The sequence below is a fragment of the Eggerthella hominis genome, from assembly GCF_014287365.1.
In the GTDB taxonomy this organism is placed as follows: domain Bacteria; phylum Actinomycetota; class Coriobacteriia; order Coriobacteriales; family Eggerthellaceae; genus Eggerthella; species Eggerthella guodeyinii.
Map to the genome: position 1 here is coordinate 54,506 of NZ_JACOOA010000006.1, position 21,561 is coordinate 76,066.

Annotated in this window: 15 protein-coding genes; 9 read left to right on the top strand and 6 right to left on the bottom strand. The window is 68.9% G+C overall.

Annotated elements, in window-relative coordinates:
- Positions 1 to 22 precede the first annotated feature (22 nt).
- The 3 genes from H8S61_RS13090 to H8S61_RS13100 form a co-directional block, all read right to left on the bottom strand.
- A complete protein-coding gene (locus H8S61_RS13090; protein ID WP_114538448.1) occupies positions 23 to 541 on the bottom strand; it encodes a cytochrome c3 family protein in 519 nt (172 codons plus the stop codon).
- Between the two features lie 69 nt (positions 542 to 610).
- On the bottom strand, positions 611 to 2,896 hold the full coding sequence (locus tag H8S61_RS13095; protein ID WP_186939287.1) for a molybdopterin-containing oxidoreductase family protein: 2,286 nt from the start codon (positions 2,894 to 2,896) through the stop codon (positions 611 to 613).
- Positions 2,897 to 2,912: 16 nt separating this feature from the next.
- Positions 2,913 to 3,707 carry a 4Fe-4S dicluster domain-containing protein gene (locus H8S61_RS13100; RefSeq protein ID WP_114538447.1) on the bottom strand — a complete coding sequence of 265 codons (795 nt, stop codon included), beginning with the start codon at positions 3,705 to 3,707 and terminating at the stop codon, positions 2,913 to 2,915.
- A 237-nt stretch (positions 3,708 to 3,944) separates the two neighbouring features.
- On the opposite strand from H8S61_RS13100, the gene H8S61_RS13105 reads away from it, so the two are divergent.
- Positions 3,945 to 5,477 carry a helix-turn-helix transcriptional regulator gene (locus H8S61_RS13105; RefSeq protein ID WP_186939288.1) on the top strand — a complete coding sequence of 511 codons (1,533 nt, stop codon included), beginning with the start codon at positions 3,945 to 3,947 and terminating at the stop codon, positions 5,475 to 5,477.
- A 238-nt stretch (positions 5,478 to 5,715) separates the two neighbouring features.
- Here the strand turns inward: H8S61_RS13105 and H8S61_RS13110 are convergent, their stop codons facing one another.
- Both H8S61_RS13110 and H8S61_RS13115 read right to left on the bottom strand, forming a co-directional pair.
- Positions 5,716 to 6,423, bottom strand: coding sequence for a response regulator transcription factor (locus H8S61_RS13110; protein WP_015760339.1), 708 nt, complete (start codon positions 6,421 to 6,423; stop codon positions 5,716 to 5,718).
- Complete coding sequence (locus H8S61_RS13115) at positions 6,398 to 8,092, bottom strand: ATP-binding protein (RefSeq protein WP_255466614.1); 1,695 nt, start codon at positions 8,090 to 8,092, stop codon at positions 6,398 to 6,400. Before H8S61_RS13115 ends, H8S61_RS13110 begins: the two co-directional genes overlap by 26 nt.
- A gap of 282 nt (positions 8,093 to 8,374) precedes the next feature.
- On the opposite strand from H8S61_RS13115, the gene H8S61_RS13120 reads away from it, so the two are divergent.
- The 8 genes from H8S61_RS13120 (at position 8,375) to H8S61_RS13155 (ending at position 21,045) form a co-directional block, all read left to right on the top strand.
- Positions 8,375 to 10,738, top strand: a complete 2,364-nt coding sequence (locus tag H8S61_RS13120) for a molybdopterin-containing oxidoreductase family protein (RefSeq protein WP_186939290.1) — start codon at positions 8,375 to 8,377, stop codon at positions 10,736 to 10,738.
- A 3-nt stretch (positions 10,739 to 10,741) separates the two neighbouring features.
- Positions 10,742 to 11,341 carry a 4Fe-4S dicluster domain-containing protein gene (locus tag H8S61_RS13125; protein ID WP_015760342.1) on the top strand — a complete coding sequence of 200 codons (600 nt, stop codon included), beginning with the start codon at positions 10,742 to 10,744 and terminating at the stop codon, positions 11,339 to 11,341.
- Between the two features lie 246 nt (positions 11,342 to 11,587).
- Complete coding sequence (locus tag H8S61_RS13130; protein ID WP_186939291.1) at positions 11,588 to 13,387, top strand: molybdopterin-dependent oxidoreductase; 1,800 nt, start codon at positions 11,588 to 11,590, stop codon at positions 13,385 to 13,387.
- An 8-nt stretch (positions 13,388 to 13,395) separates the two neighbouring features.
- Complete coding sequence (locus tag H8S61_RS13135; protein WP_186939292.1) at positions 13,396 to 14,469, top strand: molybdopterin-dependent oxidoreductase; 1,074 nt, start codon at positions 13,396 to 13,398, stop codon at positions 14,467 to 14,469.
- A gap of 129 nt (positions 14,470 to 14,598) precedes the next feature.
- Positions 14,599 to 16,128 (top strand): helix-turn-helix transcriptional regulator, encoded by a 1,530-nt coding sequence (locus H8S61_RS13140; protein WP_186939293.1) that lies wholly within the window; start codon positions 14,599 to 14,601, stop codon positions 16,126 to 16,128.
- Positions 16,129 to 16,335: 207 nt separating this feature from the next.
- Positions 16,336 to 17,751, top strand: coding sequence for an alanine/glycine:cation symporter family protein (locus H8S61_RS13145; protein WP_015760346.1), 1,416 nt, complete (start codon positions 16,336 to 16,338; stop codon positions 17,749 to 17,751).
- A 290-nt stretch (positions 17,752 to 18,041) separates the two neighbouring features.
- Positions 18,042 to 19,337: an aminoacetone oxidase family FAD-binding enzyme gene (locus H8S61_RS13150; RefSeq protein WP_255466615.1), complete on the top strand. Its 1,296-nt coding sequence runs from the start codon at positions 18,042 to 18,044 to the stop codon at positions 19,335 to 19,337.
- Positions 19,330 to 21,045 (top strand): NAD(P)/FAD-dependent oxidoreductase, encoded by a 1,716-nt coding sequence (locus H8S61_RS13155; RefSeq protein ID WP_186939294.1) that lies wholly within the window; start codon positions 19,330 to 19,332, stop codon positions 21,043 to 21,045. The genes H8S61_RS13150 and H8S61_RS13155 overlap by 8 nt, the downstream gene beginning before the upstream one ends.
- Here H8S61_RS13155 and H8S61_RS13160 read toward each other — a convergent pair.
- The gene (locus H8S61_RS13160) at positions 21,042 to 21,560 is read right to left on the bottom strand and encodes a cob(I)yrinic acid a,c-diamide adenosyltransferase (RefSeq protein WP_186939295.1); all 519 of its coding nucleotides are present in this window, start codon (positions 21,558 to 21,560) and stop codon (positions 21,042 to 21,044) included. The two genes, H8S61_RS13155 and H8S61_RS13160, sit on opposite strands and share 4 nt — an antisense overlap.
- Position 21,561 lies beyond the last annotated feature (1 nt).

Sequence of the window (21,561 nt, forward strand, 5' to 3'; positions counted from 1 at the left end):
CTCCTTTCCAGCCTCCCGGCCGTTAGCGAACCACCCAGCCGGCAGGCACGTCGGCGTCGCTGTGGCATTGCGCGCACTGCATGACCGACGCGGTGTGCGACTTGTGGCACGTGCCGCACGCCAGCTCCTCGTGGAAATTGCTATGCGGGTTGTACTCCCGCTGCGCGGTGATCCGCGCCAGGCTGTCCTGCCCGATGTCGTGGCACGATCCGTTCATGCAGAACGCGTTGTCGAACTGCCGCTGCTCGAGCGGCAGCGCGTAGCCGCCCGCCACCCACGTCACGCCCTCGGCCAGCTGCTCGCTGAGCGTGGGCACGTGGCAGTCGAGGCAGCTGACGTCCACCACGCGATGCGAGGTGGCCAGCAGCGTGGCATCGTCGGCGTAGTAGTCCTCGACGTACGGGTCCATGGGCGTGTGGCAGATGGCGTTGCAGAAGCTGGGCTGCTCGTGCCATACCCAGAACCCCGCGCCGGCCGCCACGACGACCGCCGCCGCCACCCCGAGCGCGATGAGCCTCTTGGTTCTCTTCCGATCGTTCATGATTCCCTCCTTGACGCCCCGCCCGCGCGGCATGCGCGGCGCGGGCGGGGCCGCTGATCCGTTGGCTGGCTACTGGCTGACGAGGCGTCCCTTGCCGGTGGCCTCGACCTCGCACAGGCCGCACCTGAACGGCGGGAACCCGGTGATGGGATCGAAATCGCGCGTGGTCAGCAGGTTCACGTTCGCCTGGTGCCATCCGTGGAAGATGTCGACCATGCCGGCGTGCACGAGGTTCGTCACCTCGGCCTTCATCTCGATCTCGTTCTGGTGGTTGAACACGCGCACCACGTCGCCGGTGCCGATGGAGCGGTCGCGCGCGTCCTGGGGGTGCAGGCGCACGACGGGCTCGGGCATGAACTGGTTGAGCCAGGGGATCTCGCGCAGCTTGGAGTGCGTGTAGTAGGGCAGGCGCGACCCCGCGTTCAGCACGAGCGGGTAGCGCTTGTCCTCCTCGGTGGGCGCGTAGGGAGTGTGCACCGGCTCCTCGTACACGGGAAGCCCCTCGTAGCCGAAGCCCTTGAGGATCTCGGAGTCGAACTCCAGCTTGCCGGACGGCGTGTTGAAGCCGGGCTGTCCGTCCTTGCGCAGCTTGCCTGCAGCGTGCTTGCCCTCCTCGTTCGGCGATCCGGGGATCTCCAGGCCCTCGGGGTTCGCGCGCAGGTCGTCGAGCGTGACGTCGAGGCCCGCCGTCTGCAGGATGTTGTCGAGGGCCGCTTCCACGTCGCCGCCGAAGCACTGCTCCTCGAAGCCCAGCTTGCATCCCAGGTCGAGCATGATCTTCCAATCCTCGCGCGCCTGCCCGGCCGGCTGGACGCACGGCTCGCGGAAGAACAGCTTGCGGCCGTAGGCGGCGAAGGGGGCCATGCGCTCGTGGCACATGGCGGCGGGCAGCAGGATGTCCACGTAGTCGTGGGTCCAGGGGCGCTCGTAGTAGTCCACGGCGGCCACGAACTCCAGCTTGCCGAGGGCTTCCTGGTAGCGGTCCGATTCGGGCCAGATCATCACGTTGCTGGCCACGAGGATGGCGGCCTTGATCTTCCCCTCGTCGATGTACTCGGGCAGCCGCGCCGTCTGGAAGTGCTTGGTGAACGACACCCAGGCGGGGAAATCGTCCTTGTCCACGCGCTTGTCGGCGAAGTTCTGCTCGGTGTAGACGTCTTCGGCGCGGAACTTGGCAGTGGAGGCGCTCACGTCGAGCGGCAGGCCGCCCGAGGCGAACATGACGCCGCCCTTCTTCTCGATCATGCCCATGAGGGCGGGGATCATGAACACGGCGCGCAGCGCGTGGCCCACGTTGGAGGAGTGGGCGAGCCCCGCCGAGCTGGTGACCAGCGTGCTGGGCGCGTTGTCGGCCAGCAGACGCACGGCCTCTTCCAGCTTGGCCGCGGGCACCCAGGTGATCTCCTCGACCTTCTCGGGCGGGTACTGCGCGGCCAGGTCGGCGAGCCCTTCGTATCCGCGCGTCCACTCGTCGACGAACTGCTTGTCCACGAGGTTGTCGCGGACGAGGATGTTGATGAACCCGAGGGCCAGCGCGCCGTCGGAGCCGGGCCGCAGCTGCAGGTGGACGTCGGCGAGCCCCATGACGGTGGGCGTGATGCGCGGATCGACGATGACGAACTTGCAGCCGCGCTCCTTCTGGTCCATGAGCTTCGCGTGGCGGTTCGGCTGCGACCAGGCCGCGTTGAGGCTCCAGATCATGCAGCTGCCCGTGTCGTCGCTGGGGTCGGAGCCCGACGAGCTCTGCCCGCGGCCGTACACGAGCTGGGAGGTGATGTTCGTGGCCGTCGAGCACAGCGAGCTTTCGAGGCCGTACGTGGAGCTGCCGAACAGCGTGGCCACGCGCTGGATGGGCGGGCGCGGCTCCTTCGGGTCGCCGCAGTAGAACATCACGGCGTCGGGGCCGTCCTCCTCCTTGACGCGGTTGAACTCGCTGACGATGGCGTCGTAGGCTTCGTCCCAGGTGATGGGCTCCCACTGCGACTGCCCCGTGCCCTTGGGGTTCGTGCGGCGCAGCGGCGTTTGCAGGCGCTTGGGGTCGTAGAGCTCCTGGATGCTGGCGAGGCCCTTCGCGCACAGCGGCGTGGTGGGATGGGGCGTGCGCGATTCGACGCGCACGATCTTGCCGTCCTGCACGTAGGCGGTCATGCCGCACTTGGGCACCTGGTTGCACATGTCGCAGTACGTGTAGCGCTTCTCGACGGGGGCGTCGGGGTCCACCGTGCCCTCGGCGTGCGCGATGTCGAAGCCGAACGCGCCGGCCAGCGCGCCCCCGGCGGCCAGGGCGGACGCGCCCTTCACGAACGAGCGGCGGCTGATGTTGCCCTGCATCGTGGTGTCGTTAATCGTGGTCATGGGTGCACCTTCCTTCCTACTCGCTCTTCGCTTCGTCGGCTTTGGCCTGCGCCTTCGCCTTGTCCTTCGACTTCTTCACCCCGACGCCCACGCCGACGCCGACCGCGGCCACCGCGGCGACGCCTATCGTTGCCGCAACGGGGTCGATGCCGGGAGCCGCCTTCGAGCTTTCGGCATAGGCGCCGCCCGCTGCGGTGGGCAGCAGGCTCTCGTCCATGCCGTTCATGGGCACGTAGTAGAACGACGTCTCGTCCACGCGCACGGCGTCGCCCTGGGCGATGCGCTTGCTGACGTCGCTCTCGGGGTCGTCGAGATCGCCGAAGAAGCGCGCGTGCGCCGGGCAGTTGAGCACGCAGGCGACGGGCAGCCCCTCCTCCGCGCGCTCACGGCAGAAGATGCACTTCTCGACCACGCGCGAGCGCTGGACGCCGTAGGCCTCGTAGGGCGCCTGGGCGTACTCGCCGAAGTAGTTGCCCTTGCCCTCGTTGAGCACGCGCGCGCCGTACGGGCACGCCGACATACAGTAACCGCAGGTGATGCACGCGTCGTAATCCACGATCACCACGCCGTCGTCGAGCTTCTGGCTGGCGCCGGTGGGGCAGACCGACACGCATTCGGGGTTCTCGCAGTGCATGCAGGCGTGCGGCAGGTACGCGCGCCCCGCCTCGCCGGCGGCCTCGCCCCATTCCACCGTGTCGAGCTTCACCCAGGATACGCCCGGGCCCTGGTTGTTCTGCAGCTGGCATGCTACGACGCATGCCCCGCATCCCGCGCAGCGCTTGAGGTCGATGAGCATTCCCCATGTCGTCATACGTGACTCCTCTCCTCGATGTCCCCGTGCCCTGCGCCCGTCGCGGCGCAGGACCGTTGGGGATACTCTGGCAAAGTGCTGGGGAAAGGGGTATCGGAAGCGGTGGATGAGCCTTCGAAACCGCATCGGTTCCGTTATATGATCTTTCGTTTTCCCAGGTGACGGCACGCTGTTCGGGTGCATGCCCATGGGGTAGAATGGAACGCGGGAGATCGTAGGGGATACGAGGGGGCTTCCATGGGGAATCGCACTGCTCTGAAAGACGCGTGGTCGAGCGCGGTCACGCGCGCCAACGTGACGCTCGCCGTGGGGTTCGGCTGCGCGGTGTCGTGGTCGCCCACGCTGCTCACGGCGGCGACGCCGGACAACGTGATGAACGCGCTCGTGAACAAGCCGCCGCACGGCGCCTGCATGCCGTCGCTCGTGGCGGCCGTGCTGGCGTGCCTCGTGCTGTTCCTGGGCGGCCGGCGCCTGTTCGCGGTGCTCGAGCGCACGGTGAGACCGCTTGCGCTCGGCGTGGCCATGGCGCTCATGGGCGCGGTGTTCGTGCTGCCGCTCGTCACGCGGAACTCCGTCACGGTGACGGGCGACGTGGTCATCGCGGTGGCGGGCGCGCTGTCGGTGGTGCTCTACCTGTTCTGGATGCAGCTGTTCGGCAGGCTCTCGGTGCAGAGCATGTTCCTCACGCTGTTCCTTTCGCAAGTGCTGACCTGCGCCATCAATGCCATCATCTCGATCGCGAACATCTACACGGTCATCGCGACCTCCATCGCGCTGCCGCTCGTGTCGACGGTCTGCCTGCGGGCCGGGCAGCGCGAGCGTGCGGACGGGCGGCCGCCGAGCGCGGCCCCCGCCCCGCGTGAGGGCCGCGGCGCGTCGGTGCGGATGCTCGTGAAGCTGGCGGCCATCGTGTTCGCGTGGGGCGTGATCGACCACCTGTTCCGCAGCGAGTTCGACGCGTTCATGCGCACGCAGGTGACGAGCTCGCCGTTCGCGGTGGCCTACCACGCCGCGGCGTTCGTCGTCGTGGTGGCGGCCGTCGCGTTCGCCTACGCGCTGCTGGCGTACCGCGAACGCTTCCAGTTCGGGCATCTGTACCGCATGATATTCCTCTTGGGGCTGGCCAGCATCCTCTTGCTGCCCATCGTGCTGGCGGGGCAGGCGGCTATCGCCGGCTACACGTGCAGCGTCATCATGTACCAGCTCGTGTTCCTGCTCATCTGGGTGATCGCCGCGTCGGCGTTCCGCGATCGCTCGGCGTACGCCCCCGGTTTCTTCGGGCTCGTGTACGGCTTCTGGTCGCTCGGGTCGTTCGGCGGCGCGCTGTTCAGCTCGGTGTTCGTGCAGCACCTCACCATGGACAACGTGCATCTCATCGTGTTCGCGGCCGTGCTCGCGGTGGCGGTGGGCTACGCGGTCGTGTTCACCGAGGCCGACGCGAACGCGCTCGTGCAGATCGTGCCGTTCAAGCACAAGACGCCCTTCAAGGCGAAGTGCCTCTCGGTGGCGCAGACGTACCAGCTTTCGCCGCGCGAGACGGAGATCGCCCTGCTCATCGCGCAGGGGCGCGATTCGGCGCACATCGAGAAGAAGCTGTTCCTGTCGCGCAGCACCGTGCAGACGCACCGTATGCACCTCTACCAGAAGCTCGACATCCACAACCGCCAGGAGCTCCTCGACATCATCGAGGCCGCCGAGGCCGTCGGCGCGTTAGGCGAACTCGGCGCCGACGTCGCGGCACGGAAATTCCCGGATCTTAACCAATTTTGACGTTTTGCGCGCCGTCGAGGGGCTTCGGCGCCCTTCTGCGCGCCTCCCGGCTCGGTGGCCTTTCGAGGCGTTTCGCATAACCGCAGGTCGGGAAGCCGCTGCGCTGACGACCCTTTTCGATTTCCCCGCCGCCCAGCCCCTTCGGGTACGCAAAACGCAAAAATTGGTTACTTCGAGCGAATTCCCGCGCCGAACGACGCCCGCGCTCGCGACCGGCTGCCGCTTCCCGCGCCGCTCCCTAGCCCTCGCGGCCTTCGGGCTCGAAGCGGTAGCCGATGCCCCAGACGGTCTGGATGACGCGCGGGTCGGACGGGTCGTCCTCCACCTTCTCGCGCAGCTTTTTGATGAACACGGTGATGCTCGACGTCTCGCCGACGAACTCCTTGCCCCAGGCCGCCTCCACGAGCTGCTCCTTCGACAGCACGAGGCCGGGGCTCGAGGCCAGCGCGAAGAATATCTTGAACTCCTTGGGCGTGAGCGACAGGCGCTCGCCGTCCTTCGTGACGCGGAACTGCCCGCGGTCGAGCACGAAGCGCCCCGCGTGCAGGATGTCGCCGCGCGGCGCGACGGGCGCGGCCGCCATGCTCGCGCGGCGCAGGTGGGCCTCGATGTGCATGAGCAGCTCGCGCGGATCGAACGGCTTCACCATGTAGTCGTCGCCGCCGGCCTGGAAGCCCACGCCCTTGTCCACGATGTCGCCCTTCGCGGAGAGGAAGATGACGGGGCAGGTGATGCCGCGCTCGCGCATGAGGCGGCAGGTGGTGAAGCCGTCCATCCGGGGCATCATCACGTCCATGATGACGAGGTCGGGCGCCTCCCGCTCGGCGACGACGAGGCCCTCCGCGCCGTCTTCGGCGTAAGCGAACGCGTAGCCCGCGTCGCCCGCCATGCTGCCCACGAGGCGCGCGATGCTGTTCTCGTCATCGATCAGCAGGATCTTCTTCATCGTATTCCTCCGTATCCACGGCAACGTAGGGGATGCGCACGGTGAACGTGCTGCCGAGCTTGCGGGCCGACGCCACCGACACGCTGCCCCCGTGCAGCTCGGCCAGCTCCTTCACCACGGCCAGGCCGAGGCCCGTGCCGCGGTAGCGGCGGTTGGGCGACTGGCCGGCCTGGCGGTAGCGCTCGAAGATGCCCTCCTGGTCGGCTTCGTCGATGCCCATGCCGTCGTCGGCGACGGACACGACGATGCAGGCGCCGTCGAACGTCGCGCGCACGTCCACGCGACCGCCGACGTGGGTGTACTTGATGGCGTTGTCCACGAGGTTCTCGACGATGCGCCGCAGCTTCTCCCAGTCGGCCATCGACACGGGCACGTCGGCGTCGGTCTTCGCGGTCAGGGCGATGCCCTTGTTCTTCGCCACGGGCTCGAGCGACTTCCTGATGAACCCCAGCAGGTCCACGAAGTCGACCGGCTCCACCACCAGCTCGTTCTTGTGCGCCTCGGCCTTCGAGATGGTCAGGATGTTGTTCACCATGTTGAGCAGCAGCGTGGCGTTCGCCTCGATTTCCTCCACGGCGCTGCGCGTCTTGGCGTCGAGCGAGTCGACCCCGCGCAGGATGCGCGCGAACGCGAGGATGGACGTGAGCGGCGTGCGCAGCTCGTGGCTCATGATGGCGAAGAACTCGTTTTTGTAGGCGGTTTCCTCGCTGAGGCGGTCGAGCGCCTTCTTGAGCTCGACCTTCTGGTACAGCAGCAGGTCGTTGAGCGCCGAGAGCTTGTCGGTTTGGCTGCGCACCTCGCTTTCGAGGTCGGTGTAGAGCCGTTCCAGCTGGCGGGCCATCTTGTCGAAGTCGTCGGCGAACTCGGTGAGCTCGTCGGGGCCGCCCACGGTGCGCGCCTCCAGCTGGTAGGAGAAGTCGCCCGCGCCGATCTGCTTCGCGGCGCGCCCGAGCGCGTCGAGCGGGTGCAGCACGAGCTTGCTCACGGCGAAGTAGATGCCCACGCAGGCCAACACGAGCACGAGCAGCACCATGAACACCTGCTGCAGCACGCTCGTGCGCATGCCGTCGGCGTAGATGTCCATGGGCTCGGTGATGGACACGGCGCCGCCGATGTCGCCCACCTGCATGCCCTCCTTCTCGTAGCCGAACTGGTCGAGCTCGCCGACGGGCTCGCCGTGGCATTCGAGGCACGTCTCGGTCACGTACAGCGGCTCGGCGTAGCGGAACACGCGTCGCCCCTCGGCGTCGTAGCCCACGTCGTAGTACGCCTCGAGGGCCGCATCGGCGCCGAAGGCCTCGAACGCCCGCTGCTCGAACTCGTCGGGCGCGTTCGCCGCCTGGCGCGGGGTGGGGCTCGTGTACTGGATCTTGTAGTCGGTGTTCATGGTGAACAGCGTGCTCACCGACTTGGCGGTGACCACGCACACGAGGGCCTTCGTGCGGAAGGCGCCGTCCTCGGTGCGGTTGATGGTGTTCTGGTTGATGTCGATGAAGTCCCACATCGCGTGCATCTCGTCGGCCAGCACCTCGGCCTTCTCGCGCGCCTCGTTCTCGGCCTGCTGCTGTTGCAGCTGGACGTTCCACAGCGCGTCGACGGCCATGAGGGCCACGATGAAGGCGCCGATGAACACCGCGAACTTGAAGCGGATACCTCGTTTGAACGGCATGGCGATTCCCCCTGAGGCGCGCATCGACGGCGGGCCCCCTTGCCCGTCGCCCGGTACGCGCGACCGTGCTACCCTCGTAATTATCCGACAAACGCGGGCGCGCGCGGCGGAAAGTCGCGGATGATAATACTTTTTTAATATCTGGTAGGACTTTCTTAACGGAAAGTTCTTCCGCAGGATATTGAACCGATGCGCCCACCTGGGGAAAATGGGGTACGCGGAGGAACGGGGGATCCAAGTTCCGCCGCTGTTTGGGAATCAGGACGAGGAGAGGAGCGCGAGATGAGGAAATCCGCGGATCAGGCACTGCCGTCGCTGTCGCGACGGACGTTCGTCGCGGCCGCCGCCACGACGGGCGCCGCCGCAGCGTTGGGGCTTTCCGGATGCAGCCCGAAGGCCGACACGGAGGCCGGCGCCGGCGCCGATGCCGAGGGTGCGGCGCCGGACCCCTACGCCGACGCGCAGGTGTTCTATTCCACCTGTCCGCCCGAGTGCCAGCACCACAACCTGAAAGGCTACGTGGTGGACGGCAAGCTGGTGAAGGTGGAGTCGTCCGAGCTGAACGACTGCGCGGCCTGCGCGCGCGGCATCAGCCGCTCGCAGATGGTGAACGACCCCGACCGCCTGACCATGCCGCTTCTGCTGGACGGCGAGAAGGGCAGCGGCCAGTTCAAGGAGATCAGCTGGGACGAGGCGTTCGATCTCATCGAGCAGAAGTTCAAGGACGCCATCGCGACCGACGGCAACAAGTCCATCTGCTACGTCACCGGCTCCGGCAACTTCGGCGCCATGCACGGCCCGGTGGCCAACGCGTTCTTCGGGCACCTGGGCGGCGCGTCGACCACGGTGGGCTCGCTGTGCTGCGCGGGCACCACGGCGGCCATCGTGCCCATCTACGGCAAGCGCTTCCTCGACTGCCGCAACCAGATCGAGAACAGCACCTACGTCGTGGTGTGGGGCAACAACCCCGCCATCTCGAAGCAGGGCTACTTCCAGCGTTTCGAGCACGTGGTGGAGAACGGCGGCAAGCTCGTGGTGATCGACCCCATCTACACGGAGTCGGCCGCCAAGGCCACCGACTGGCTGCAGCCCTGGCCCGGCACCGACGCGGCGCTCGGCCTGGCCATGCTCAAGGTCATCGTGGACGAGCGGCTCTACGACGAGGAGTTCCTGCTCGCGCACACGTGCGCGCCGTGCCTCGTGGACCGCGCGACGGGCGAGCCCGTGCTGAAGAACGCCGACGACCCCGCGTCGTTCGTCGTGTTCGACAAGAAGAGCGGCGAGGTGGTGCCGCACGACCAGAGCGGCATCGAGGCGGCCCTCACGTTGGACGGCACCGACGCGGCCGACGCCTACCAAACCGAGTTCGAGCTGATCGTGGCCGAGGCGTCCGCGTGGGATCTCGCGGCGGCCGAGGAGGAGTGCGGCGTTCCCGCGGCGGACATCGAGCGCATCGCGAAGGAGTACGCGGGCGCCGAGCACGCGATGATCGTGCAGAACATGGGCGGCTTCATGCGCACCGAGAACGGCACGTACGCCACGGCCGTGGGCGCGTACCTGGCGGCGTTCTGCGGCCAGGTGGGGCACGTCGGCGACGGCGTGAGCGACGCGGGCGGCATGAACGAGGTGGCCACGGGCAACCCGCTCGAGGTGCCGAAGGCCACCGAGGAGGTGGCGGCCATCCCGCGCTTCACGTTCGGCGAGGCCGTCCTGAACGAGGATCCCGTGAAGGTGAACGTGCTGTGGTCGATGACGGGCAACCCCATGACGCAGTGGCCCAACACGGGCATGGTGAAGAAGGCGCTCGAGAAGATCCCGTTCGTGGTGACGGTGGACCAGTACCTCACGTCCACGGCGCTGTACTCAAACCTCGTGCTGCCGTGCACCGGCATCTTCGAGACCGAGGGCGTGCTGGCCAACGCGCGCAGCCACTGGATCCAGCTCATGGAGAAGGCGGTGGACGGCCCGGGCGAGTCGAAGAGCGACCTCGAGATCTTCGCCGAGCTGGCCCGCCGCTTCGGCTTCGGCGACGCGTTCGACGTGCCCATGAAGGACCTCATCTCCAACGTGCTGGAGCCCACGGGCGTCACCTACGACGAGCTCGTGGAGAAGAAGGCCGTCGACGTGGTGGGCAAGGATTACATCCCCTACAAGGACGGCGTGTTCTTCACCGCGTCGAAGAAAGCCGAGTTCTGGGTGGGCGCCTGGAAGAAGGAGGGCTTCAACCCCATCTGCAGCTACGTCCGCTCCGAGGAAGACGCGCGCAACGGCGATGAGCTGGCGGCGAAGTACCCGCTGTTCAGCGTGCAGCGCAAGACGTACCGCAGCGTGCACTCCACGTTCAACAACCTGGAGTGGATGGACGAGGTGTGCGATCGGAAGCCGGTCGTCCTGCTGAACGAGGCGGACGCCGAGGCGCGCGGCATCGCCGACGGGGACGCGGTGGTCGTGTTCAACGACCGCGGCGAGCATCGCGGCGTGGCCGAGGTGAACGACCGCATCAAGGCCGGCGTGGTGGGCTTGCAGAACGGCTGGTGGGAGCAGCAGGGCGGCTCGTCGAGCTACGTCACCAACGACAAGTGGAAGACGCTCGGCGGCACCCACTGCTGCAACCAGACCCTCGTCGACGTGAAGAAGGAGGCGTAAGCCATGGCGCTCGGATTCTGGATGAACAACAAGAACTGCTACGGATGCAAGACATGCTCCATCGCCTGCAAGAGCGAGAAGCAGCTTGACCAAGGCGTGCTGCTGCGCCATGTCACGGAGATCAAGCAGGACGACCCGCGGGCGCTGTCGTTTTTGTCCCTGTCGTGCAACCACTGCGACGAGCCCGCGTGCGTGGCGAACTGCCCCGTGCAGGCCTACACGAAGCTGGAGAATGGCATCGTGCAGCAGAACCACGACCTGTGCATCGGCTGCAAGACGTGCATCGAGGCGTGCCCGTACCATGCGCCGTGCTACGACGAGCAGGAGAGCAAGACGTACAAGTGCGACATGTGCACGGACCGGCAGGAGCGCGGCGAGCTGCCCGCCTGCGTGGCGGCGTGCCCCGGCATGAACCTCGCGGTGGGCGAGATGGCCGACCTCGAGAAGGCGCATCAGGCCGACATCGTGTCGGACGACGCGGTGGAGACGAAGCCGAACTTCGTGATCACCGTCGATCCGGCGCTTTCCGCCGAGCCCGACGACACCGCCGTGGAGGCGCGCGCCGCCGAGCTGGCCGCGTCCAAGACCGCGAAGAAGGCGTAAACCCCTCCGGCTCCGCGCGCCCTCTCCCTCCCGGCGCGCAGGGTTTCTGCGAACGGCCCCGCACTGGCGGGGCCGTTTTGCCTGTTCGGCGGCATCCTCCGGATCGTACGATGCCCCCTGAACCCAAGATGGTTCGCTTCGACGATGGCGCGCGCCGCCTCCGTTTCCCTACCATGCTCTTCGCGCGGGGGAGCCGGCCGGACGTTCGGCCGCCGCGCGGACGAGAACAGGAGAGGAAGGAGACCGATGCACGCACAACGCAAGATCGCGCTGGTCGCCGTGTGCGCCTTGTTGGGGACGGTCGGCATCGCCGGCTGCGCTCCCCAAACGAACGAGGCGCTTGCGACGAGCGACCAGCAAACCCCGCAAGCGGAGGGGCACGAGTACACCGACGAGCAGCAGTCGATCATCGACGGCGAGGAGGGCACGGTATACGACGGCATCTCGCTCGACGCCTACCCGGGCAAGGACTACCTCGACGGCATGCACGACATGTGGGACGCCAACGTGGACCAGTGGGCGCCCGAGCTGCGCACGCTGCCGAGCGGCCAGATCGTGCAGCGCACCCCGAGCGAGCTCGCCGAGCGCGCCCGTCAGGGCAAGACGCCGTACAACATCTACCGGCTGAACAACGACAACCGCGGCTGCAACAGCTGCCACGCCGACCTCGACGCGACGCTGCAGCACCTCGCGCAGACCATGCACCCCTCGCCGAACAGCCCGGCGCTCGACGCCGAGATGACGGTGGACCAGTGCCTGTTCTGCCACACGTACTCGCCGGGCTACATCCCCACGCAGTACGAGTTCGGCACGCTCATCCACAACATCCATTACGGCTTGGAGGCCGACGGCCAGTTCGAGGACGAGTACAAGGGAAACTGCTACTCCTGCCACGACGCCACCAACGATGGCGAGGGCATGGCGCTGTGGGACCAGACCAAGTTCGAGCGCCTGCGCGGCGTGACGAAGGTCGAGAACGTCGAGGGCGACTTCTCCATCGACCAGGAAGCCACGATGGCGCAGGAGGACATGTTCAACATGGACGCCTGGAACCGCCTGTACGACCGCATGCGCTCCGGCGCCGAGTACGCCGACACGCCCATGCCCCAGAGCCTGTTCGACAGCTGGCCCATCACGGTGGACGGCGAGGTGAACAGCCCCTACACCGCGCTTCTGCCCGATCTCGTGAAAGAGGCCGAGGCGGCCGGCGTCACCGTGACGAAGGTGTCGAAGGAAGTGTGCAACTGGAACGGCACCGGCGCCGGATCGGTGAGCAACGTGGAGATCACCGGCATACCCGTGAGCTGGCTCATCGAGCGCGCGGGCGGTTACGCCGACAACGCCGACATCAACGGCGTGCGCGTCATGCGCGCCGACGGCTCGTCCAAGCGCGCCATGCCGCTCGACAAGGTGGACGGCGGCGAGGCGTTCCTCGTGTACAAGATCAACGGCGAGCAGCTGACCGCGGCCAACGGCTTCCCGTGCACGAACTGGTGCGAGGGCGTCGACCCCGAAGTGAACTCCAAGCAGATGAACGAGTACAAGGTGGTCACCGACGCCCCCGACTTCGACGATCACGTGTACGAGTTCGAGCATCACGACGGCAACCCGAACGGTTGGATCGACGCCGACGGGAACTGGACGAACAAGCCCAACGCCACCGTGCTGGGCGTGCCCGAGGGCCTCGTCATCCAGAACGGCCAGCCCTACACGTTCCACGGCTACGTGGACGCCTACGACGAGAAGATCGCGAGCGTCGAGTTCTCGATGGACTTCGGCAAAACGTGGACGAAGCACGACCTGGGCGATACCGACGTCAACAAGCTCGTCTGGTTCGACTTCACCTGGACGCCCCAGGAGGAGAGCGCCTACTGCCTGCAGCTGCGCGCCACCACGGAAAGCGGCCTCGTGAGCCCGCAGATCCAAACGGTCATGGTGAACGCGAAGGACGCGATGCCCGCCGCCGACGAGACGGTCGTCATCGATACCCCGTCGCTCGTCGCCCCGAAGACGGCGGCTGCCGAAGCGGCCGAAGGAAAGGAGTAGGAGCGCTCATGAACAAGCCAGCTCAGAAGATCATGGCCGGCGTGGCGGGCGCGGTGCTGCTCGCATCCGGCGCCGGCGCGGCCCTTGCCGCCCAGCAGCCCGCGGCTGCGGACGGGGGCTCCCGGCCCGTCGGCGCCACCCACACGGTGGCCGACCACGACATCCGCGCCCAGTGGCTGGGCGAGGAATCCGACTACGTGCGCGTCGCGGACGTGCAGGGGTCGTTCACGTTCAATCAGGAGGGCGTCACGCCCAACGACGAGCTGTTCAACGTGTTCGGAACCGCCATCCTGTCGATGTGCTCCAAGCCCGCGCCCGAGCTCGCCGCCGAGCAGGACGGCGTGGCCACCTACTTCGTGAACGTGGGCGGGCACGTGAAGGAGAGCTTCACGGTGGACCTTTCCGAGCTCGACGACGAGGAGCAGGAGGCGCTCATGGGCTGCTCGTGCGCCACGGGGTCGCCCTTCGGCCAGGCGGCTGTCATCGGCGTGCCGCTGGCGTCGGTGGTGGGCATGGCCGACCTCGAGGACGGCGTGAACACCGTGACGGCCTACGGCGCGGACGGCTACGGCGAGCCGCTGCCGCTGCAGTACGCGCTCGACAAGAACGCGCTGCTCGTGTACCAGGTGAACGGCGAGGAGCTGAAGGCGTCGGAGGGCTCGAGCCTGCAGCTGTGGATGCCCGAGACGGTGGCGCGCTACTTCACGCGCAACATCGCCAGCATCGAGCTCACGCGCGAGGACGCGGTGCCCGAGGTGGCCTCGGTCGATCCCATGTACCGCAACAAGATCGAGATCAAGAACTCCGCCGACGGCTGCGCGTTCGAGGCGGGCGACGAGATCACGTTCGAGGGCGTGGCCGACGACTGCGGAAGCCCCATCGCCGCCATCGAGTTCTCCTTCGACGGCGGGCGCACCTGGACGGCGTGCGACACCGACGGCGCCACGGCCGACAAGTGGGTGAACTGGCAGTTCACCGCCTCGTTCGAGGAGAAGGGCGACTACGAGATGACCGTGCGCGCCCGCACGGCCGACGACGTGGTGTCGCCGCTGTCCGCCAGCCTCGCCTTCGCGGTGCGGTAGCCCGACGATATGCAGCACCCTCCCGTGGACGGAGCCGGCATCTTGCGGCTCCGTCCAACGCGTGCTCCCGCCGATGCGCTATACTGCGTGCAGAAACGCAGGGGGGACGCGAAGGGGGAGCGCTGCGGCATGGAGCATCGGCGGGGTATCGTGAACGCATGCGGGGCGGCGTCGGCGGCGGGGCTGTCGCTCATCCTTTTGTGGTGCACGCTCATGGGGCACACGCCCGGCTTCCTGCTGTCCTCGCTCGGCCTGGCCGAGTGGGTGAACGCCCGCACGTTCTGGCTGACGGGCATCCTCGTCGTCGCCGCGGTGCTGACGGCGGCCCCGCGCTGGGTGGCCGCGCACGAGGGCAGCCTCGCCTTCGTCATGCCGGTGATGGCCGCGGTGGGCACGGGCTGCTTCGCGCTGTCGTTCCATCAGGACTTCTTCAGCCCCACCATCCTGGCCACGTGCGGGCTCGTGCTGGCGGGGCTCGGCTACTTCTGGTTCGCGTCGCGCTTCGTCATCCTGCTGGCCACGACGCAGGGGTTCGCGTGCGTGGTGTGGTGCATCGTTGCCGCGTTCCCGTTGCGCCAGCTCATGAGCTTGGCGCTGGACGGCTTCATCGATCCTGCCCAGCAGGTGGTCGTGGCCATCGCGCTGCCGTGCTTGGCGGCGGCGTGCTTCGAGGCGGCCCGCGCGGCGGGCGCGCGGCAGGGCGCGGCCCGCGCGGCGGGCGCGGAGCCCGCGACGGGGCCGTCCCCGGCTCCCGGCGCGGCCGGCGGTGCCGAGCCGAGCGCGCGGCAGCGCCAGGCGGCGGGCGACATGGCGGCGGTGCTCGTCATCGTGGGCGTGCTGCTGGCGATGGTGCGCATCTTCGGCCCCTCGGGCGTGTGGGGCGACTCGAACACCACCTACTTCGACGCGCTCGGGCGCATCCCCGCCATCTCGGTGCTCACCGTGTGCCTGGCGGCGTTCGCGTGGCTCGCCCTGCTGCTCATGGCGAAGCAGCCCGCGTCGGTGCGCTTCCAGCCGCCCATCCTCGTGGTCATCGCGGGCCTGTTCGTCGTGGTGGTGCGCGCCCAGCTGGGCGACGTGCCGTCGGTGCTGCTCGACAGCATCGTGCAGCTGAACGACCCGTTCGCCCACCTGCTGTTCTGGTCGGCCGTCGCGGCCGCGTGCACGCTGCTGCCGCTGCCCGAGAACCGCATCGTCGGCATCGCGGGGCTCGCGTACGCCGCGGCCTCGGTGGTGTGGGTGGTGTTCCTGCGCGGCAGCGCCGTGGTGGAGACGGTCGTCATCCTCGTGGTGGTGGCGCTCGTGATGAACCGCTCGTGGCTGGCCTCGCTCGTGCGCGGCCGTGGACGGGACGGGGCCGCCGCCGACGACGCGGCTGCCGACGGGGCCGCCGACGACGCGGCCAGCCGCCTGACCCGGTCCATCGTCGCGCGCTGCCAGGAGGTTGCCGCCGCCTACGCGCTGTCGCCGCGCGAGACCGAGGTGTTCATGCTGCTGGCCCAGGGGCGCACCTGCTCGTTCGTGCAGGAGGAGCTCGTGCTGGCCGAGAGCACGGTGAAAACCCACATGTCCCACATCTACGCGAAGCTGGGCGTGAGCGGCCGCCAGGAGATGATGGACCTCCTGTTCGGCGAGACGAAGGGCGGCATCGACGCCTAGGGCGCGCATCGACGCCGCTCGCGGAGGATTTTCCGTTTGTTAACGAACCGTAAGGTTCCACGTGGCTATAATCCGAATACTTTAGCGTGCGAAAGTGCCCCTGCCGAAACGGCTTTTGTCGCGTGTCGACGGCGTTCGGAACCTGCTTCGGGACCGGCTCTTTTCTCGCAACGGGGCGTACTGGCAAAGACGAGAGAGGGGACGTGCATGGACATCGTCCAGATGATCAGCGATATCGACGCCTTCGTATGGGGCCCGCCGATGATCGTGCTGCTGTTGGGTTCGCATCTGTACCTGACGATCCGCACCCGGTTCATCCAGCGCAAGCTGCCGACGGCCATCAAGCTGTCGGTGACGAAGGACCCGGATGCGCCGGGCGACATCAGCCAGTTCGGCGCGCTGACCACGGCGCTGTCGGCCACCATCGGCACCGGCAACATCGTGGGCGTGGGCACCGCCATCCTGGCCGGCGGCCCGGGCGCGGTGCTGTGGATGTGGCTCACCGGCGTGTTCGGCATGGCCACGAAGTACTCCGAGACGTTCGCCGCCGTGAAGTACCGCGTGAAGGACCACAACGGCAACATGCTGGGCGGCGCGATGTACGCATGGCGACGCGCGTTCGAGAAGGACGGCAAGACGCCGTGGTGGGGCTTGCTGGGGGCCGGGGCGTTCGCCCTGTTCGCCGCCGTCGCCTCGTTCGGCATCGGCTCGGCCGTGCAGTCCAGCGCCATGACCGGGATCATCACGTCCAACGCTCCCGGCGTGCCCACCTGGGGCATCGGCCTGGCCATCGTCATCATGGTGTCCATCGTCATCTTCGGCGGCATCAAGATCATCTCGAAGGTGTGCGAGAAGCTCGTGCCGTTCATGGCCATCGCCTACGCGTGGGGCTGCATCGTGATCATCGGCATGAACTGGGAGTACGTGTGGCCCGCCATCAGCCTCATCTTCGAGTGCGCGTTCACGCCGAAGGCGGCGTTCGGCGGCGCGGTGGGCTCGGGGCTGATGATGGCGCTGCAGTTCGGCTGCGCGCGCGGCCTGTTCTCGAACGAGTCGGGCCTGGGCTCGGCGCCCATCGTGGCCTCGGCGGCCTCCACGCGCAACCCGGCGCGCCAGGCCCTCGTGTCCATGACCGGCACCTTCTGGGACACCGTCGTCATCTGCGCGCTCACGGGCATCGTGCTCGTGTCCACGATGATCGCGAACCCGGGCATCATGGAGAGCGGCCAGGTTTCGGCCGGCGCCGACCTGACGAGCGCGGCCTTCGCGTCGATCCCCTACATCGGCACGCCCATCCTGGTCATCGGCATGATCCTGTTCGCCTACACCACCATCCTCGGCTGGTCGTACTACGGCAACCGCTGCGTCACCTACCTGTTCGGCAAGCGCGCCATCCGCCCCTACCAGGTGCTGTACGTGGTGGTGGCGTTCCTGGGGGCCATCGGCATCGGCGATTTGGTGTGGACCATCTCCGACATCACGAACGCGCTCATGGCCATCCCGAACATCATCGTGGTGCTGCTGCTTTCGGGCCTCATCGCGCGCGAGACGAAGCATTACGTGTGGGACAAGAACCTGGACGAGACGGACGACACGCCCATCCCCGTGCTTGAATCGAAGTAGCGCCCGCGCGCGCAGAGCGGCGGCGAGGGTGCGGCGAGGGCCCCGGCATCGAAAGGTGCCGGGGCCCTTTTGCGTTCGAGGGCGGGGGCACGGCGCGTCGCCACCCGGTGGGCGCAAAACGGGAGCTGTGGCAACAGTCGGGTGCGAAAAAGGGCGATGGGCTTGTGCGATTGCAAGAAAGCCCCAGGTGGGGAGAAGCAGTGGCGGGGTGCAGCGTCCGAAAATGCCGTTGAAATTGTCATGGCTCCCGATTCGCGCCCGCGAATCGTCCGATGCGGTATCATGGCGGCATGAAGAAACTGATGATCATAGGCGGCGGCGCGGCCGGGCTCGCGGCCGCGGTGGCCGCGGCCGACGCACTGCGGGCGCGCGGCGTCCGCGTGGGTGCGGATGTGGGCGCGGACGGCGTCGACGTGGCGGTATGCGAGGCCGACGAGCGGGTGGGACGCTCCATCCTGGCCACGGGCAACGGGCGGTGCAACTTCTCGAACGCGCAGGTGGACGCCGCGGCGTACCGCAACGCGGCGTTCGTGGGCGCGGCGCTGGACGAGCTGCGGCGTGCGGGCGACGCAGCCGGCTCCGCCGCCGATGCCGCCGTCGACCCGGTGCACGCGTTCTTCGCCGACCTCGGGCTCGTCTGGCGCGAGGAGGGCGAGGGCCGCCTGTACCCGCTGGCGAACAAGGCGACGAGCGTGCTCGAGGTGCTGCGCGCGGCCGCGTCGGACGCGGGCGTGCGCGAGGAGTGCGGGCGGGAGGCGGTGCGCCTCGACGCGCCCGCGCGCAAGGGCGACCGCTTCCACGTGCGCTTCGCCGACGGCGCGGTGCTGCATGCCGAGGCGGTGATCGTGGCGGCCGGCGGGAACGCGGCCCGCGCGCTCGTGCCAGAAGGCCTCGCCTGGGAGGAGCCGCGCGCGGTGCTCGGGCCCCTGCGCACGGACGCGCGCCTCGTGAAGGCGCTCAACAACATCCGCGTGCGCTGCGCGGCGTCGCTCGTCGGTCGGGACGGCGCGGAGAAGGCGTGCGAGCGGGGCGAGGTGCTGTTCCGCGACTACGGGGTGTCGGGCATCGCGGTGTTCAACCTGTCGCGGTTCGCCGAGCCGGGCGACACGCTGTGCATCGACCTGCTGCCGCAGCACGGCGAGGCGCCGCTCGAGGAGCTGCTGCGCGCCCGCCTCGCGCGCCTGCGCGAGCGCGGAGGCGCGGGCACGGGCGACGACGTGCTGCGCGGCATGACGCTGCCGGCGGTGGGGCGCGCCGTGCTGAAAGCGGCCGGGCTGCACGCCGAGAAGCCGCTCGCGCAGCGCGACGTGCCGGCGCTCGCCCGCGCGCTCAAGAGGCTCGCGCTCGAGGTGCGCGGCGTCGGCGAGGCGCGGCAGTGCCAGGTGCGCCGCGGCGGGTTCCTCGTGGAGGCGTTCGATCCGCGCACGTGCGCGGCGCGCGCGGTGCCGGGTTTGCACGTGGTGGGCGAGGCGCTCGACGTGGACGCGCCCTGCGGAGGCTACAACCTGCACTGGGCGTGGGCGAGCGGCATGCTGGCGGGTCGCGCCGCCGCGGAGAGCCTGATGGAAGGAGCGCGCCGTGCTTGAGGTGTCGAACGTGAAGCTGCCGCTGGACGCGGGTCTGCCCGGGGCGGCGGCGGAGGCGCTCGTGCGCGCGGCCGCCGCCGCGGCGCTCGGCGTCGCGGGGCGCAACGTGCGCGCGGTGCGGGTGCTGAAGCGCAGCGTGGACGCGCGCAAGAAGCGCGACGTGCACTTCGTGGCGACGCTCGGCGTGGAGCTGGCCGAAGCCGCCGAGGAAGAGCGCGCGCTCGCCGCGGCGGGCGAGCGCGGGGGCGCGGGGGCGGTCGTCGGGACGCAGGTGCGCCGCCACGAGCCCTACGAGCCGCTGCGGGTGCCGTCGTGCGCCGCGGGCCGCGAGGCCGGCGGCGAGCCGCGCCCGATCGTGGTGGGCGCGGGCCCGGCTGGGCTGTTCTGCGCGCTCTACCTGGCGCGTGCGGGGCTGCGTCCGCTCGTGCTCGAGCGCGGCGGCGACGTGGACGAGCGCCTGGCGACGGTGGCCGCGTTCGAGGCCGGCGGCGACCTCGACCCGCAGACGAACATCCAGTTCGGTGAAGGCGGGGCCGGCACGTTCTCGGACGGCAAGCTCACGACGAACATCAAGAATCCGCTCGCGCGCCACGTGCTGCGCTGGTTCGTGGACGCGGGCGCGCCCGGGGAGATCCTCTGGCAGGCGAAGCCGCACATCGGCACCGACCTGCTCGTGGACGTCGTGCGCACCCTGCGCCGCCAGATCGAGGAAGCGGGCGGCGAGGTGCGCTTCCATGCGCAGCTCGAAGGCCTGCGCTTCGAGGGCGGCGCGCTCGCGGGGGTTGACGTGCGCGACGGGCGCACGGGCGTGCTTGAGCGCGTCGACGCGCGTCGCTCGGTGCTCGCCTGCGGGCACTCAGCGCGCGACACGTTCGCCGCGGTGCACGGGGCGGGCGTGGCGATGGAGCAGAAGCCGTTCTCGGTGGGCGTGCGCATCGAGCATGACCAGGGGGCGGTGAACCGTGCGCAGTACGGCGACGCCGCCGCGCATCCCGCGCTCGGCGCGGCCGACTACAAGCTGGCCGTGCACCTGCCGGACGGCCGCAGCGCGTACACGTTCTGCATGTGCCCCGGCGGTGAGGTGGTGTGCGCCGCCAGCGAGGAGGGCGGCGTCGTGGTGAACGGCATGAGCCGCTTCGCGCGCGACGGGGCGAACGCGAACGCGGCGCTGCTCGTGGGCGTGGGTCCCGAGGACTTCGAGGGCGATGATCCGCTGGCGGGCGTCGAGCTGCAGCGGCGCATGGAGCGGGCGGCCTTCGAGGCGGCGCGCTCCGCGGGCGGCGAGGCGTACCAGGCACCGGCGCAGACGGTGGGGGACTTCCTGGCCGGACGTGCGAGCGGGGCGGGCGCATCGGTGCGCCCGACGTACGCGCGCGGCGTGGCCTGGTGCGATCTGCGCGCGTGCCTGCCCGGTTTCGTGGCCGACGCCCTTGCCGAGGCGCTGCCCCTGCTCGATCGCCGCTTGCGCGGGTTCGCGGATGCAGGCGCGGTCATGACCGGCGTCGAGACGCGCAGCTCGAGCCCCGTGCGCATCGTGCGCGACGACGCGCTGCAGGCGCGGGTGGAAGGCGCGCCCGACGACGCGCCCGAAAGCGGCCTCTACCCCTGCGGCGAGGGGGCCGGCTACGCCGGCGGCATCATGAGCGCCGCCTGCGACGGCCTGCGCGTGGCCCGCGCCCTCGCAAGCGCGTTCGAGGGCGGCCGCTAGAACTCGATGCCGCGGCGGGCGATGACGCCCTCCTCGTAGTAGTGCTTGACCTCGCGCATCTCGGTGACGAGGTCGGCCACGACCATGAGCGTGCCGCTGGCACCGCGCCCCGTGACCACCAGCTCCACGGTTTCGGGCCGCTCGAGCGCCAGGTCGACGAGCGCGTCCGGCTCGAAGTACCCCAAGCTGTCGGCAACGTTCGCCTCGTCGAGCACCACGACGTCGAACGCGCCGCCCAGCACCGCCTCGCGTGCGGCGGCGAGCCCGCGCCGCGCGGCCTGCGCGTCGTCCTCCGGGTCGGGGGCGCTCAACTCGCCGCCCGTGCCGAACTGCTCCGCCACGATGCGGTCGCCGAACAGGCGAAACGCATCGAGCTCGCCGGTGGGGCCGTACTTCATGAACTGGCAGAAGTACACGCGCAGACCCGCGGCCGCCGCCCGCATCGCCAGCCCGACGGCGGCCGTGGTCTTGCCCTTGCCGTCGCCCGTGTACACCTGCACGTATCCTTGCTCCATC